The sequence below is a fragment of the Thauera sp. 28 genome (assembly GCF_000310145.2).
GTDB lineage: Bacteria > Pseudomonadota > Gammaproteobacteria > Burkholderiales > Rhodocyclaceae > Thauera > Thauera mechernichensis.
Genome location: NZ_AMXA01000034.1, coordinates 15,195 through 32,176, shown reverse-complemented (window position 1 = coordinate 32,176; position 16,982 = coordinate 15,195). Strand labels below are relative to the sequence as shown.

Sequence of the window (16,982 nt, the reverse complement as noted above, 5' to 3'; positions counted from 1 at the left end):
TGGGCGTTGGGTGGGCCCCAAAAGACTCGCGGCTGGCGCCGCTCCTACGGGAGCGGGGCCAGCCGCGAGGGCTTGGAGCGCGTGCGGTTTAGTGCGCGGCGGCCGTGGCAGCGCCGACGCCGGTCTGGGCGCGCACGTACTGGTCTTCGAAGGCTTCCTTCTCGTCCTTGGCTTCCTGGCTCTTGTCGAGCGTGGAGAACAGCCAGGTCATGAAGAAGGCGATGGGCATCGAGAACAGGGCGGGCTGGGTGTAGGGGAAGATGGCCGACTCGAAGTGCAGCACGTCGACCCACACCGACTTGGACAGCAGCACGAACAGCACCGCGCTGATGAGGCCGGAGTAGCCACCCATGAGGGCGCCGCGCGTGGTGAGGCCCTTCCAGTACATCGACAGGATGAGCACCGGGAAGTTGGCCGATGCGGCAACGCCGAAGGCGAGCGCGACCATGAACGCGATGTTCATCTTCTCGAAGGCCATGCCGAGCAGGATGGCGACGATGCCCAGGCCGATGGTGGCGTACTTGGACACCTTGAGCTCGGTGGCTTCGTTGGCCTTGCCCTTCATGATGACGCGCGAGTAGATGTCGTGCGAGATCGCCGACGCGCCAGCCAGCGCCAGGCCGGCCACCACCGCGAGGATGGTTGCGAAGGCCACTGCCGACAGGAAGCCGAGCAGCAGGTTGCCGCCGACGGCCTGGGCCAGGTGCATGGCGATCATGTTGCCGCCGCCGACGACCTTGCCGCCGATCTCACCACCCTCGAAGAACTGCGGGTTGGTGCCGACGATGAGGATGGCGCACAGACCCATGATGGCGATGACGTTGAAGAAGTAGGCGACGATGCCCGAGGCGTAGAGCACGGACTTGCGCGCTTCCTTGGCGTCGGTGACGGTGAAGAAGCGCATCAGGATGTGCGGCAGGCCGGCGGTACCGAACATCAGGCCCAGGCCGAGCGAGATGGCGGTGATGGGGTCGGCGAGCAGGCTGCCCGGGGACAGCAGCTTGGCGCCCAGCTTGTGCACTTCCATCGCACGGGTGGTGAGCTCGTCGAAGCTGAAGCCGAACTGGCTGAAAGCGAGCACGCCGACGGTGGTGCCGCCGATGAGCAGCATGACGGCCTTGATGATCTGCACCCAGGTGGTGGCGACCATGCCGCCGAAGGTGACGTAGATCATCATGAGCGCGCCGACGACGACGAGCGCGATGTTGTAGTCGAGGCCGAACAGCAGCTTGATGAGCTGGCCGGCGCCGACCATCTGCGCGACGAGGTAGAAGCACACCACGGTGAGCGAGCTGACCGCGGCCATGGTGCGCACCTTGCCCTGGTTGAGGCGGTAGGCGGTGATGTCGGCGAAGGTGAATTTGCCGAGGTTGCGCAGGCGTTCGGCCATCAGGAACAGGATGATGGGCCAGCCGACGAAGAAGGACAGCATGTAGATGTAGGCGTCGACGCCCTGCATGTACATCATGGCGGTGAGGCCGAGCAGCGTGGCCGCGGACATGTAGTCACCAGCAATCGCCAGGCCGTTCTGGAAGCCGGTGATGCCGCCGCCCGCGGTGTAGAAGTCGGCCGTCGACTTGGTGCGGCTGGCCGCCCAGTAGGTAATGCCCAGGGTGAGCACCACGAACACGAAGAACATGCCGATGGCGTGGAAGTTGAGGGCCTGCTTCTCCATCTGGCCCATGTCGCCCTTGGCGAGCGCGAGCGCAGGGAGGGCGAGTACGAGGAGGCCGGCGCCAAGGCGCGACAGGGTGCTTGCGTTCATCACTTCTCCTCCTTCCAGGCCGCCTGGATGATTTCCTTGTTGATGTCGTCGAATTCGCCGTTGGCGCGACGGACATACACCCAGGTGAGCACCCAGAAGAAGACGAACTGGAAGAGACCGGCAACGATGCCGAAGGTGATGTTGCTGCCCTCGGAGAGGCGCATGCCGATGAGCCCGGGCGCGAACGCGACGAGCAGGACGAAGCCATAGAACATGGCCAGAACGATGACCGCGAGGATGCCCGCAAAACGGGTCCGCTTGGCTACCAGTTCCTTGAAGCGTGGGTTGCGCCGAATATGCGCATACATTGAGACAGACACTTCTCCCTCCTCATGGATAAGCAACGTAGAACTGCATTGCCCTCCACCCTCCTTTTTGCCGAGCGCTCCGTCTGACGCGGGGTTATCAGCAGCGGCGGATGATATATCATCCATAAGATCCCATACTACCCCGTATGGAAAATTTTGATCGACGATAGTCAGGCTTGCCGATGAACCCAGGAATCGATTGTGAAATCAGCGCAGGCGTCGCCACCGTGACGCTGTGCAACCCGTCCAAGCTCAATGCGGTGAATGCCGCAATGTGGCGCGGGCTTTCCGCCGCAATGGCGCGCGTTGCGGCCGACGATGGCGTGCGTTGCGTGATTGTGCGTGGCGCGGGCGAGAAGGCCTTCGCCGCCGGCGGCGACATCGAAGAGTTCGTGACCGTGCGTGCGACGGTGGATGACGCGATGCACTACCACGAGGATCTGGTGGCGAGCGCGCTCAACGCGCTGCGCGACTGTGCGGTGCCGACGGTGGCGGCGATCCGCGGTGCGTGCGTGGGCGGCGGGCTGGAGATTGCCGGCTGCTGCGACATCCGTATCGCTGGCGAGTCGTCACGCTTTGGTGCGCCGATCAACCGACTGGGGTTCTCGATGTACCCGGGGGAGATGGCCGGGCTGCTGGCGCTGGTGGGGCCGGCGGTGGTGCTGGAGATCCTGCTCGAGGGCCGCATCCTGGATGCACGCGAGGCCTTGCAGAAGGGCTTGCTGAGCCGGGTGGTGGATGACGAACGCGTGTTCGAGGAGGCGGCGCTGAGCGCTGAGCGTATCTGCGCAGGGGCACCGCTGGTGGCGCGCTGGCACAAGCAGTGGGTGCGCCGGCTGATGACCGGCGCGCCGCTGGATGAGGCCGAGCGGCGCGCTGCGTTCGACTTTCTGGCGACCGAGGATTACCGCGAAGGACTGGATGCTTTCCTGAACAAGCGCGCGCCGGTGTTCAAAGGGCGCTGAGGGGAGCACTCGAGGTGCCCCCCGCGCCGGGTGGGCTCAGGGCCTGCGGGCGCCGGCCTCGCGCAGGGCCTCGGCAAACAGCGCGTCCTTGTCGACCTGCAGCATGGACGGGGCGTCCGGCGGGCAGAGCTCGGCGGGGTCGATGCCGTCGCGGTCCTGGCCGAGTTCGGCAGCCGAGGGCAAGCCTTCGCGGGCGACTTGCAGCCTGGGCAGCAACTGCCCCATGCCGGCGAGGGTGCGCGCCTGGGCGGTGAGGAGGTCGAAGCGGGCGCCAGTGTAGGCGCGGCGAGCCTGGAAGTACTCGTTCTCGGTATCGAGCAGGTCGAGCAGCGTGCGCTGGCCGATGTCGAACTGCTGGCGATAGGCTTCGCGCGCCTTGGCAATGGCCAGCTGGTGCTGGTCGAGGTAGCCGAGTTGCTCGCGCAGGCGGGCGCTGTCGTTGTAGGCGATGGACAGGGTCTGGCGCAGGTCGCGGCAGGCCTTTTCGCGCAGGTCGCGGGACTGGTTGAGCGTTTCTGCCGCTTGGCGGATGCGGGCCTGGTCGGCGCCACCGCGGAACAGGTTGTAGTTGAGCACGACTTCGACCACGCCTTCGCGCGTGCTACCGCTGACGCCGTCGAGGTTGTTGTCGAGCGACTGACGGGCGCGCAAGTCGATACGCGGCTGGTTGGCGCTGCGGCGAGCCTGGACTTCTGCCTGGCCGGCGCGCACGTTCTCGACTGCGGCGTTGATGGCGGGGCTGGAGACGAGCGCGGCACGCACGGCGTCGGAGGCGGTGGCAGGCAGGCCTTCGCTGCCGGCGAGGGTGTCGGGAAGCGCGCTGAGGCGCTCGGCAGGCTCTTCGCCGACCAGGCGCAGGTAGCGCGCGCTGACGTCGTGCAGGTTGCTGACCTCGGTGAGGAGGTTGGATTCTGCAAGCGCGAGGCGGCCGCTGGCCTGCTCGAGGTCTACGCGGCGGCCGACGCCGGCGGCGGCGCGCTCGGCGATCTGGTCGTACACGCGGCGGTGCTCGACGTAGTTGTCCTTGGCCAGTTGCACGAGTTCGCGGTAGCGGAGCACGTCGGCGTAGGTGCGCACCGTGTCGAGCGCGGCAGTTTCGGCCGCATCGACAACTTCGTAGTAGCGGGCGAGACGAGCGTAGCCAAGGCGGGACACTTCACTGCGGGTGAGAAAGCCGTCGTACAGCATCTGGTTGAGCGACAGGGTGGCGCCGCGGCGGGTGTAGCTGTCAACGGCTTCGCGCGGACGGTCGACACGTTCGCGGCCAACGCCGGCGTTGAGGTCGACCTGCGGCAGGTAGCCGCCGCGCGCAACGTCCTGCTCGGCGCCGGCGGCGCGGAAGGCGTGCCAGCGTGCCTGCACGTCGGGGTTGGTGGCGACGACCTTGAGCACGGCGTCGCGCAGCGCGTCGGGGACTGGGGCGGAAGCTGCCTGTGCAGTGCCATGCACCGCAAGGAGTGCGATCATGCCGAGCGTGCGGCGAAGAGCTTTGTTGTTCATTTATTAGAACCTTGGTTTCGAACGGAGAGCGATTCGGGGTACGTGCGCATTAGACCCAATCCGGGTCGTGCGTTGTGGGTGGATCGACGGCAATCGGTGACGCAATGCACAAGCCATGCGCATTTACCGGCTCCGGCGTGTCCTGGGTCACGTCGTGGCGCGGTCAGCGCTGTGCCGCATCACGGCCGATCCCGCATAATCGTGAGCACCCGGCCAGCATTATGTCATGCCCCTGACTCTCGTCGCCCTTTCCAGGACGGTTTGTTACCTGCTCGCCATACTGGCGCTGGCGGGCGGCTTGTCGCGCGTGCTGGCCGAGGCCGACTTCGAGCACATGGAGCGCATCGCCCTCGCCCGCCACGGCGACGCAGTGGCCGAGCAGGTGCGCGACTGGCGTGCGATGCTGGGCGAGGCGGCGGCGCTGGAGACGGCGGACCAGTTGGCGCGCGTGAATGGGTTCTTCAACCGCCGGGTGCGCTTCGAGGATGACATCGTGGTTTGGCGGCAAGCGGACTACTGGGCGACGCCGCTTGAGATGCTTGCGCGCGGCGCAGGCGATTGCGAGGATTTTGCAATCGCCAAGTACGCCAGCCTGATTGCGCTGGGCATGCCGGCCGAGCGGCTGCGCCTGATCTACGTGCGAGCCCGCATCGGCGGGCCGCAAAGCACGGTGTCGCAAGCTCATATGGTGGTGGGCTATTTCGAATCGGCCGACGCCGAGCCGCTGATCCTGGACAACCTGGTGGGCGAGATTCGCCCGGCCAGCCGCCGCCCCGACCTGTTTCCGATTTTCAGCTTCACCAGCGAAGGCCTGTGGGTACAGGGCGCGAGCACCTCGTCCGCAGACCCGACGGCGCGCCTGTCGCGCTGGCGCAGCGTGCTCGAGCGCATGGCGAGCGAAGGGCTCGAACTGAGAAAATGAAGATCTCTGCAAGGATGCACCCATCATGTCCCTGATCAAGAAGCTGTGGATCGCAACCGTCTGCCTGACCGTGCTCGCGCTGGGAGGAAGCCTGGTCGTGGGCACCCTGTCGGCGCGGGCTTACCTGGTGCAGGCGATGACGGTGAAGAACATCGACAACGCAGGGGCGCTGGCGCTGGCGCTGTCTCATCTGCCGAAGGACCCGGTGAGCATCGAGCTGCAGTTGGCGGCGCGCATGGACACCGGCCACTACCGGCTGATCCGCCTGACCGCGCCCAACGGCGAGACGATCGCCGAGCAGGCGCAAACTGGCGGGGCCGAGGTGGCGCCTGCCTGGTTCCGCCAGCTGATCCCGATGCATGCCGGTGCGGGCGTGGCGCAGGTGCAGGATGGCTGGCGCCAGTTCGGCACGCTGCAGGTCGAGAGCCACGACCGCTACGCCTATGAGTCGCTGTGGCGATCGACGCTTGACCTGCTGTTGTGGTTTGCTGCCGGCGGGCTTGTATGCGGTGCGCTGGGCACGGTGTTGCTCAAGCGCATTCTGAGCCCGCTCGACGATGTGGTCGCGCAGGCGAGCGCGATCGGCGAGCGTCGCTTCGTCACCACCGCCGAACCGGGGACGCTGGAGTTCCGCCGCGTGGTGGGGGCGATGAACGCCTTGTCGGGCAGGGTGCGGCAAATGCTGAGTGAGGAGGCCGAGCGCCTGGAGGCGCTGCGCTTCCAGAGCCAGCATGACGCACTGACCTGCCTGATGACCCGTGCCCAGTTCCTGCGCCAGGTGGAGAGCGCCCTGGAGCGTGAGGATGCGCGTGCCGGCGGCACGCTGGTGATCGCGCGCATTGCCGACATGGCTGCGCTGAACCGCCGCCTGGGACGACCGGCGGTCGATGCCCTGCTGCGCACGCTCGGCCATCACCTGCTGCACCTGGCGTCGTCGCAGCCGGGCTGGGAGGCAGGACGACTGAACGGTACCGATTTTGCGCTGCTGGCCTGCGGCGAGGAAGATGCCGCCGCAGTCGCCCAGCGCATGCAGGTGGAGATCGACCGCGCGATCGCCCACGCTGGCGAAGGCGAGCCCCTGGAGGTGGCCTTTGCGCTGGGGGCATGCGCGTTTGCACCAGGCACGGCGCTGAAGGCGCTGCTCGCCCATACCGACGGGGCACTGGCGGGGGCCGAGCAGGACGGCGCGCGCATGATCCGCATCGCCGACCCCGACCGGCCGCCCCTGCCGCATACCGACCTGCATGGTTGGCGCTGCGCGATCGAGGATGCCGTGCTGAAGTCGCGGATGATGCTGGCACGCTTCCCGGTGCTGTCGACAGGCGGCGCCGTGTTGCACCAGGAGGCGCCGGTGCGCCTGGAGATGGGTGGCGAGTGGCAGAGCGCGGGCTACTTCATGCCTTGGGCGGCGCGCCTCGGGCTGGTGAGCCGGATCGACGCCGAGGTGGTGCGACGTGCGTTGCTGGACGTGGAGCAGGAACCGTCCGCGCTGGGCATCAACATATCGGCCGAGTCGCTGTGCGATGCAGCCTTCCGCAACCATCTGCAGACGCTGCTCGACAGCCGACCCGAGGCTGCACGCAAGCTGTGGGTCGAGGTGCCGGAGTACGGCGTGGTGCAGCATCCTGCGGAGTTCCGCGAGCTGTGCCAGATGCTCAAGCCGCTTGGCTGCCGGATCGGCATCGAGCATTGCGGCCGTGAGCTCAAGCGCATCGGTGACTTGCACGACCTGGGCCTGGACTACATCAAGGTGGATGCGTCCATGGTGCGCAGCATCGACACCGAGCCCGGCAACCAGAACGTACTGCGCAGCCTGTGCATGCTGGCGCACAGCATCGGCGTGCAGGTCATTGCCGAGGGCGTGAGCACGGCACAGGAGCAAGCGGCGCTGACACGCCTGGGGGTGGACGGGGTGACCGGACCAGGCGTGCAGGCGCAAGCATGAGCGCCCGGGCCTGCGGACAGCGGGCCAGGGCGCGGCGGACGCGGTAGGTCAGAGCACCTGTCCGTCGGCGTCGTCGAGCAGGTGCAGGCTGCGCATCGAGACCCGTGCGCTGCGCCGTGCGCTGAGCTTCTCCTGGGCCGCGGGCGGCAGGTCGGTAAAGCGGATCACCGCGCGTTCGACGAGCAGGTCGATGAGATCCTCGAGCACGCGGACCATGTGCAGATCCGTCTCGGCGAGCCCGGGGGTGGCGCTGAGCTTGTGCAGGAAGACCCGCAGCTGCGGGTCTTCGGCGTCGACGAGGTGACGGTGGATCGCGTCTTCGGTGACACTGACGGCAACAATATCTCCAGCGGCGTTGCGTTCTACGTAAGGCATGCCTGAGCCTCTTGCGGTGGCCCGCCGGGTTGCGCCGGCAGGCCATTGGGACATGGTCAGTCGGTGATCAACCGGCCGCTGCTGAGCAGGTTCTGGATGATCTGATTGTCGTCGGCCAGGCCGCCCAGCAGGTCGACACCTTCGAGGCGGATGATCTGGTCCGGCCCCGTCATTGCCGCTCCCTGGGTCTTGACCGCGATGACGGTCGTCCCGGCGGCGGAACCCGCGCCCGGCTCGAAGCTGAAGTCGAGGTAGTCGGCGAGGTTGCCAGCGTCGATGCCCTGATGGGATTCGCCGATCAGCAGGTCGCGCAGGTCGAGCACGTCGCCCTGGCTCACGCTGAAGTCCTTGACCACGTCCACCGCGGGCGTACTGGTGCTGCCCTGGTCGCCGAACTGCCACTTGAACACGTCGGCTCCGGCACCACCATACAGGGTGTCGTTGCCCGTACCGCCGACAAGGACGTCGTTGCCGGCATCGCCGTACAGGATGTCGTCGCCCTGCCCGCCATACAGCCAGTCGTTACCCGTCCCGCCACGCAGGGTGTCATTGTCGGCTCCGCCGAAGATGAGGTCGTCGCCGGCACCGCCGTTGATGGTGTCCTCGCCCGCATAGCCGCGGATGAGATCGTCGCCGCTGGTGCCGTTGAGCGTCTGGCCCGCACCGGTGCTGTTGGTGACGGTGGAGTCGGTCTGGTTGAAGGTGATGTTGACGGTCTGCTGGCTGACCGCAGTGTCGTCATTCGCGGTCTCACGTGCGATCGCAGTGACGGTGAGCGCCATCGAGCCGGAGAAGCCTGCAGGCGGCATCAGCAGCAGGTTGCCGAGCTCGGCCGCAGTGAAGGTCCAGGTGCCGTCGCCGTTGTCGGTACCCGAGGTGAAGCGGGCGCCGGCAGGAACGCCGGAGACGACGACGGTGAGCACCTCGGACCCGCTCTTGTCAGCCAGTTCGGCAAACACGGGCAGGCGCACAGGCGCACCGTAGGCCGCAGCATCGCCCGGCGCGCCAAAGCGCGGCGCAGACAGCTGCAGCGACGAGTCCTTGAGGCGGTCGCCCCCGTTGAGCACCAGCCACTGGAAGCTGTACTGGCCATCGGCGCTGGCGGTGAAGGTGAAGCTGTCGCTGACGCTGCTCTCCGGGAACTTGACCTCGGAGGCGTTGACCAGGATCGACTGCTTGGCGCCGGAGGGATCGGTCACGATGAGCACGACCAGATCGTTGAAGCCGTTCTGAACCTCGAACGGCAGGTTCTCGCCGTTGGTGAAGATGTAGTTCCAGCTCACCGTGGAGCCGGCCGTCATTGCGTGATGCGATTCGGTGACCTTGCCGTCGAGCACGGTGACGTTGCCGTTGTGGGTGACGTTTTCGCCCACAGGGTTGAAACGGTTGCTCAGGTAGCCATTGGGCAGGCCAAGCTCGCGCTCGAGATCGGCCCTCGACACACCGTTGCCGGAGTTGTTGTCGCCCGGCGTGACCACCGTGTCGCTACCACCCGTAGAGATGACGGTGCTGCCGGGCGTGAGGATGAAGATGTCGTTGATGGGCGCGAGGTTGGGCGTGTCGGCGATGGCCTTCACCCCGTTGTCGCTATCCACAGCCGTGTTGCCGGCAAGGTCGGTAACCGTGGCGGTGACCGTGAGCGGACCATCGGTGAGCGCGCTGAGGTTGGCCGTGGTGCTGTAGCTGCCGTCGGCATTGACCGTGGTCGTGACCGTCACATCCGGCGTGGCGGGGTCGTTGTCGCTGATGACGAGCGTGACCGTCTGGCCGGGCTCCACACTGGTGGTAGTACCGGTGATCGGCACCGCGGTGACATTGGCACTACCGACGTTATTAAGACTGACGGTAATCGCCGCGCTGGTATCGATCAGCGTGCTGTCGCTGTCGCCACTGCCGGCATTGCCGGCGACGTCGGTGTAACTGCCGGCGGGGACTTCCACGGTCACCGTGCCTTCAAAGCCGGCGGCCGGGGTCAGGTCGGCGGTCCAGCGCGTCGGGTCGGTCGGGTCCTGGACGAGGTTGCTGATGCTGCCATTGGTCACAACGACGTCTGCAGCCTCGAAGTCCACGGGGGCTTCGCTGAAGACGAAGCTGACGGTACCGTCCGGGTTGATCGTGACGTTGACGCTCGGGGCGAGCGTGTCGACCGCGGTGCTGTCGCTATCGCCGCTACCGGCGTTGCCGGCGACGTCGGTGTAACTGCCTGCCGGGACTTCGACGGTGACGTTGCCCTCGAAACCAGCCGCCGGAGTCAGATCAGCCGTCCAGCGCGTCGGGTCGGTCGGATCTTGCACCAGATTGCTGATGCTGCCGTTGGTGACGACGACGTCGCTCGCCTCAAAGCCCACCGGGGCTTCGCTGAACACAAAGCTCACCGTGCCGTCCGGATTGATCGTGACATTGACGCTCGGCGCGAGCGTGTCGACCGCGGTGCTGTCGCTATCGCCGCTACCGGCATTGCCGGCCACGTCGGTGTAACTGCCCGCCGGGACTTCGACCGTGACGTTGCCCTCGAAGCCAGCGGCCAGAGTCAGATCAGCTGTCCAGCGCGTCGGGTCGGTCGGGTCCTGGACCAGGTTGGAAATCGAACCGTTGGTCACAACAACGTCGCTCGCCTCGAAGCCCACCGGCGCTTCGCTGAACACGAAGCTCACCGTGCCGTCCGGGTTGATCGTGACGTTGACGCTCGGGGCGAGCGTGTCGACCGCGGTGCTGTCGCTATCGCCACTGCCGGCGTTGCCGGCGACGTCGGTGTAGCTGCCGGCGGGGACTTCGACCGTGACATTGCCTTCGAAACCAGCGGCCGGGGTCAGGTCGGCGGTCCAGCGCGTCGGGTCGGTCGGGTCTTGCACCAGGTTCGAGATCGAACCGTTGGTGACGACGATGTCTGCAGCCTCGAAGCCCACGGGGGCTTCGCTGAACACGAAGCTCACCGTGCCGTCCGGGTTGATCGTGACGTTGACGCTCGGGGCGAGCGTGTCGACCGCGGTGCTGTCGCTATCGCCACTGCCGGCGTTGCCGGCGACGTCGGTGTAGCTGCCGGCGGGGACTTCGACCGTGACATTGCCTTCGAAACCAGCGGCCGGGGTCAGGTCGGCGGTCCAGCGCGTCGGGTCGGTCGGGTCTTGCACCAGGTTCGAGATCGAACCGTTGGTGACGACGATGTCGCTCGCCTCAAAGCCCACCGGGGCTTCGCTGAACACGAAGCTGACGGTACCGTCCGGGTTGATCGTGACGTTGACGCTCGGGGCCAAGGTATCCACCGCGGTGCTGTCGCTATCGCCACTGCCAGCATTGCCGGCCACGTCGGTGTAGCTGCCGGCAGGGACTTCGACCGTGACATTGCCCTCGAAACCGGCGGCCGGAGTCAGATCAGCCGTCCAGCGCGTCGGGTCGGTCGGATCCTGGACCAGGTTGGAAATCGAACCGTTGGTCACAACGACGTCGCTCGACTCAAAGCCCACCGGCGGCTCGCTGAACACGAAGCTCACCGTGCCGTCCGGGTTGATCGTGACGTTGACGCTCGGGGCGAGCGTGTCGACCGCGGTGCTGTCGCTATCGCCGCTACCGGCATTGCCGGCGACGTCGGTGTAGCTACCGGCCGGGACTTCGACCGTGACATTGCCCTCGAAGCCCGCGGCCGGCGTGAGGTCGGCCGTCCAGCGCGTCGGGTCGGTCGGGTCCTGGACGAGGTTGCTGATGCTGCCGTTCGTCACGACGACATCGCTCGCCTCGAAGCCCACCGGCGCTTCGCTGAACACGAAGCTCACCGTGCCGTCCGGGTTGATCGTGACGTTGACGCTCGGCGCGAGCGTGTCGACTGCCGTACTGTCGCTATCGCCACTGCCGGCATTGCCGGCGACGTCGGTATAGCTACCGGCGGGGACTTCGACGGTCACCGTGCCTTCAAAGCCGGCGGCCGGGGTCAGGTCAGCGGTCCAGCGGGTCGGGTCGGTCGGGTCCTGGACGAGGTTCGAGATCGAGCCGTTGGTGACGACAACGTCTGCAGCCTCGAAGCCCACGGGGGCTTCGCTGAACACGAAGCTGACGGTGCCGTCCGGGTTGATCGTGACATTGACGCTCGGCGCGAGCGTGTCGACTGCCGTACTGTCGCTATCGCCGCTACCGGCGTTGCCGGCGACGTCGGTGTAGCTGCCTGCCGGGACTTCGACGGTCACCGTGCCTTCAAAGCCGGCGGCCGGAGTCAGATCAGCCGTCCAGCGCGTCGGGTCGGTCGGATCTTGCACCAGGTTCGAGATCGAGCCGTTGGTGACGACCACATCAGCAGCTTCAAAGCCCACCGGCGCTTCGCTGAACACGAAGCTCACCGTGCCATCCGGATTGATCGTGACATTGACGCTCGGGGCCAAGGTATCCACCGCGGTGCTGTCGCTATCGCCACTACCGACGTTGCCGGCGACGTCGGTGTAGCTGCCTGCCGGGACTTCGACGGTGACGTTGCCTTCGAAGCTCGCGGCCGGAGTCAGATCCGCCGTCCAGCGCGTCGGGTCGGTCGGGTCCTGCACCAGGTTCGAAATCGAACCGTTGGTGACGACAACGTCTGCAGCCTCGAAGCCCACCGGTGCCTCGCTGAAGACGAAGCTGACGGTACCGTCCGGGTTGATCGTGACATTGACGCTCGGCGCGAGCGTGTCGACCGCGGTGCTGTCACTATCGCCACTGCCGGCGTTGCCGGCCACGTCGGTGTAGCTGCCGGCGGGGACTTCGACGGTCACCGTGCCTTCAAAGCCGGCGGCCGGAGTCAGATCAGCCGTCCAGCGCGTCGGGTCGGTCGGATCCTGGACCAGGTTGGAAATCGAACCGTTGGTCACAACGACGTCGCTCGACTCAAAGCCCACCGGCGGCTCGCTGAACACGAAGCTCACCGTGCCATCCGGGTTGATCGTGACATTGACGCTCGGCGCGAGCGTGTCGACTGCCGTACTGTCGCTATCGCCGCTACCGGCATTGCCAGCCACGTCGGTGTAGCTACCTGCCGGGACTTCGACGGTCACCGTGCCTTCAAAGCCGGCGGCCGGAGTCAGATCAGCCGTCCAGCGCGTCGGGTCGGTCGGATCTTGCACCAGGTTCGAGATCGAGCCGTTGGTGACGACCACATCAGCAGCTTCAAAGCCCACCGGCGCTTCGCTGAACACGAAGCTCACCGTGCCATCCGGATTGATCGTGACATTGACGCTCGGGGCCAAGGTATCCACCGCGGTGCTGTCGCTATCGCCACTACCGACGTTGCCGGCGACGTCGGTGTAGCTGCCTGCCGGGACTTCGACGGTGACGTTGCCTTCGAAGCTCGCGGCCGGAGTCAGATCCGCCGTCCAGCGCGTCGGGTCGGTCGGGTCCTGCACCAGGTTCGAAATCGAACCGTTGGTGACGACAACGTCTGCAGCCTCGAAGCCCACCGGTGCCTCGCTGAAGACGAAGCTGACGGTACCGTCCGGGTTGATCGTGACATTGACGCTCGGCGCGAGCGTGTCGACCGCGGTGCTGTCGCTATCGCCACTGCCGGCGTTGCCGGCCACGTCGGTGTAGCTGCCGGCGGGGACTTCGACGGTCACCGTGCCTTCAAAGCCGGCGGCCGGAGTCAGATCAGCCGTCCAGCGCGTCGGGTCGGTCGGATCCTGGACCAGGTTGGAAATCGAACCGTTGGTCACAACGACGTCGCTCGACTCAAAGCCCACCGGCGGCTCGCTGAACACGAAGCTCACCGTGCCATCCGGGTTGATCGTGACATTGACGCTCGGCGCGAGCGTGTCGACTGCCGTACTGTCGCTATCGCCGCTACCGGCATTGCCAGCCACGTCGGTGTAGCTACCTGCCGGGACTTCGACGGTGACGTTGCCCTCGAAGCCAGCGGCCGGCGTGAGGTCAGCCGTCCAGCGGGTCGGGTCGGTCGGATCTTGCACCAGATTCGAGATCGAACCGTTGGTGACGACGATGTCGCTCGCCTCGAAGCCCACCGGGGCTTCGCTGAACACGAAGCTCACCGTGCCATCCGGATTGATCGTGACATTGACGCTCGGCGCGAGCGTGTCGACCGCGGTACTGTCGCTATCGCCACTGCCGGCATTGCCAGCCACGTCGGTGTAACTGCCTGCCGGGACTTCGACGGTGACGTTGCCCTCGAAACCAGCCGCCGGAGTCAGATCAGCCGTCCAGCGCGTCGGGTCGGTCGGATCTTGCACCAGGTTCGAGATCGAACCGTTGGTGACGACCACATCGGCAGCTTCAAAGCCCACCGGCGCTTCGCTGAACACGAAGCTGACGGTACCGTCCGGGTTGATCGTGACATTGACGCTCGGCGCGAGCGTGTCGACCGCGGTGCTGTCGCTATCGCCACTGCCGGCGTTGCCGGCGACGTCGGTGTAGCTGCCGGCGGGGACTTCGACGGTCACCGTGCCTTCAAAGCCGGCGGCCGGAGTCAGGTCGGCCGTCCAGCGCGTCGGGTCGGTCGGGTCCTGGACGAAGTTGGAAATCGAACCGTTGGTCACAACGACGTCGCTCGACTCAAAGCCCACCGGGGCTTCGCTGAACACGAAGCTCACCGTGCCATCCGGATTGATCGTGACATTGACGCTCGGCGCGAGCGTGTCGACCGCGGTGCTGTCGCTATCGCCACTGCCAGCATTGCCGGCCACGTCGGTGTAGCTGCCGGCGGGGACTTCAACGGTCACCGTGCCTTCAAAGCCCGCGGCCGGAGTCAGGTCGGCGGTCCAGCGGGTCGGGTCGGTCGGGTCCTGGACCAGGTTGGAAATCGAACCGTTGGTGACGACCACATCGGCAGCTTCAAAGCCCACCGGCGCTTCGCTGAACACGAAGCTAACGGTACCGTCCGGGTTGATCGTGACATTGACGCTCGGGGCCAAGGTATCCACCGCGGTGCTGTCGCTATCGCCGCTACCGGCATTGCCGGCGACGTCGGTATAGCTACCGGCGGGGACTTCGACGGTCACCGTGCCTTCAAAGCCGGCGGCCGGGGTCAGATCAGCCGTCCAGCGCGTCGGGTCGGTCGGGTCCTGCACCAGGTTGCTGATGCTGCCGTTCGTGACGACGACATCGGCAGCCTCGAAGCCCACGGGGGCTTCGCTGAAGACGAAGCTCACCGTGCCGTCCGGGTTGATCGTGACGTTGACGCTCGGGGCAAGCGTGTCGACTGCCGTGCTGTCGCTATCGCCGCTACCGGCGTTGCCGGCGACGTCGGTGTAGCTGCCTGCCGGGACTTCGACGGTGACGTTGCCCTCGAAACCAGCCGCCGGAGTCAGATCAGCCGTCCAGCGCGTCGGGTCGGTCGGGTCCTGCACCAGGTTGCTGATGCTGCCGTTCGTGACGACGACATCGGCAGCCTCGAAGCCCACGGGGGCTTCGCTGAAGACGAAGCTCACCGTGCCGTCCGGGTTGATCGTGACGTTGACGTTCGGGGCGAGCGTGTCGACTGCCGTGCTGTCGCTATCGCCGCTACCGGCATTGCCAGCCACGTCCGTGTAGCTACCGGCCGGGACTTCGACGGTGACGTTGCCCTCGAAACCAGCCGCCGGAGTCAGATCAGCCGTCCAGCGCGTCGGGTCGGTCGGATCTTGCATCAGGTTCGAGATCGAACCGTTGGTGACGACCACATCGGCAGCTTCAAAGCCCACCGGCGCTTCGCTGAAGACGAAGCTCACCGTGCCGTCCGGGTTGATCGTGACATTGACGCTCGGGGCCAAGGTATCCACCGCGGTGCTGTCGCTATCGCCACTGCCGGCGTTGCCGGCCACGTCGGTGTAACTGCCTGCCGGGACTTCAACGGTCACGGTACCTTCAAAGCCCGCGGCCGGGGTCAGATCGGCCGTCCAGCGGGTCGGGTCGGTCGGATCTTGCACCAGGTTGGAAATCGAACCGTTGGTCACAACGACGTCGCTCGACTCAAAGCCCACCGGCGGCTCGCTGAACACGAAGCTAACGGTACCGTCCGGGTTGATCGTGACATTGACGCTCGGGGCCAAGGTATCCACCGCGGTGCTGTCGCTATCGCCGCTACCGGCATTGCCAGCCACGTCGGTGTAGCTGCCTGCCGGGACTTCGACGGTGACATTGCCCTCGAAGCCAGCGGCTGGGGTCAGGTCGGCAGTCCAACGGGTCGGGTCGGTCGGATCTTGCACCAGGTTCGAGATCGAACCGTTGGTGACAACCACATCGGCAGCCTCGAAGCCCACCGGCGCCTCGCTGAACACGAAGCTGACCGTGCCGTTGGGGTTGATGGTGACATTGACGCTCGGGGCGAGCGTGTCAACCACGGTGCTGTCGCTGCCGCCACCGCCCGAATTGCCCGCCGCATCGGTGTAGCTACCGGCGGGAATCTCGACCGTGACCGTACCTTCAAAACCAGCCGCCGGAGTCAGATCAGCCGTCCAGCGCGTCGGGTCGGTCGGATCTTGCACCAGGTTGGAAATCGAACCGTTGGTCACAACGACGTCGCTCGACTCAAAGCCCACCGGCGGCTCGCTGAAGACAATACTGACAGTCCCGTCCGGATTGATCGTCACCACGACGCTCGGAGCCAGGGCGTCGACGGGGGCGCCGTCGTCATCAGCCGCAGCACCCGCCCGCCCATCGACTGCGCCTGCGGTGAACTCGAGACGATCGCCCTCAGCGTTGCCATCGACGACCGGCCCCGCACCTTCCAGGTCCTCGCTGATGCGCAGCAGCCGCACGAAGCTGCTGCCTTCGCCCGCGCCGCCGCCAGCCAGGCCGGCTGCCGGGTCCTCGAGCACTTCGCCCAGGTCCTGCCCGGCTTCGATGGCCTGGATGACCTGGGCGATGGTGGCGTCTTCGACAGCGGCTGCACGGGCGTCGGCACGACCGGCCTCGCCCATGTCGGCGGCTACGAGGACGCTGCTGTCTTCGGGGACGAGGGTGGTGGCGCCGTCGGCGTGGGAGAGTTCGACGCGGGCGCCGGGGCCGGTGATGATGACCTCACCTTCGAGGACGGTATCGCCGACCTTGAGCACGCGCAGTTCGCCATCGGCGTTGCGGGCGAGAACCTGACCACTGACGTAGACGACGTTTCCAACCACCTGGGCTTCAGCCATTTCGTTCGCTCTCCGTTATGCGCCGCTTGGCCGCGTGATGCGACCGGGCACCAAGAATCATGATGCTGGCAAGCGTACGGAGGCATCGGCACAGGCGCCATTGTCCAGGTGGACAGGCT

8 protein-coding genes are annotated in these 16,982 nt (G+C 66.3%); 3 read left to right on the top strand and 5 right to left on the bottom strand.

Going from position 1 to position 16,982, the window contains the following annotated elements:
• Window positions 1-88: 88 nt before the first annotated feature.
• Complete coding sequence (locus C662_RS17200) at window positions 89-1,765, bottom strand: cation acetate symporter (RefSeq protein WP_002931958.1); 1,677 nt, start codon at window positions 1,763-1,765, stop codon at window positions 89-91.
• On the bottom strand, window positions 1,765-2,085 hold the full coding sequence (locus C662_RS17195) for a DUF485 domain-containing protein (protein WP_353736329.1): 321 nt from the start codon (window positions 2,083-2,085) through the stop codon (window positions 1,765-1,767). Before C662_RS17195 ends, C662_RS17200 begins: the two co-directional genes overlap by 1 nt.
• Window positions 2,086-2,255: 170 nt before the next feature.
• Between C662_RS17195 and C662_RS17190 the strand changes: the two genes are divergently transcribed.
• Window positions 2,256-3,038 (top strand): enoyl-CoA hydratase/isomerase family protein, encoded by a 783-nt coding sequence (locus tag C662_RS17190; RefSeq protein ID WP_002931954.1) that lies wholly within the window; start codon window positions 2,256-2,258, stop codon window positions 3,036-3,038.
• A 36-nt stretch (window positions 3,039-3,074) separates the two neighbouring features.
• Here C662_RS17190 and C662_RS17185 read toward each other — a convergent pair whose 3' ends face one another.
• Window positions 3,075-4,538: a TolC family outer membrane protein gene (locus tag C662_RS17185; RefSeq protein WP_002931947.1), complete on the bottom strand. Its 1,464-nt coding sequence runs from the start codon at window positions 4,536-4,538 to the stop codon at window positions 3,075-3,077.
• A gap of 226 nt (window positions 4,539-4,764) precedes the next feature.
• Here C662_RS17185 and C662_RS17180 point away from each other — a divergent pair, with 226 nt between their 5' ends.
• Together C662_RS17180 and C662_RS17175 are read left to right on the top strand one after the other, a co-directional pair.
• The gene (locus C662_RS17180; RefSeq protein ID WP_002931944.1) at window positions 4,765-5,460 is read left to right on the top strand and encodes a transglutaminase-like cysteine peptidase; all 696 of its coding nucleotides are present in this window, start codon (window positions 4,765-4,767) and stop codon (window positions 5,458-5,460) included.
• Window positions 5,461-5,485: 25 nt separating this feature from the next.
• Window positions 5,486-7,405, top strand: a complete 1,920-nt coding sequence (locus tag C662_RS17175; RefSeq protein WP_002931940.1) for a bifunctional diguanylate cyclase/phosphodiesterase — start codon at window positions 5,486-5,488, stop codon at window positions 7,403-7,405.
• A 48-nt stretch (window positions 7,406-7,453) separates the two neighbouring features.
• Here the strand turns inward: C662_RS17175 and C662_RS17170 are convergent, their stop codons facing one another.
• Window positions 7,454-7,780 carry a hypothetical protein gene (locus C662_RS17170; protein WP_002931931.1) on the bottom strand — a complete coding sequence of 109 codons (327 nt, stop codon included), beginning with the start codon at window positions 7,778-7,780 and terminating at the stop codon, window positions 7,454-7,456.
• Between the two features lie 56 nt (window positions 7,781-7,836).
• The gene (locus C662_RS17165) at window positions 7,837-16,863 is read right to left on the bottom strand and encodes a retention module-containing protein (RefSeq protein WP_002931930.1); all 9,027 of its coding nucleotides are present in this window, start codon (window positions 16,861-16,863) and stop codon (window positions 7,837-7,839) included.
• Window positions 16,864-16,982: the final 119 nt, after the last annotated feature.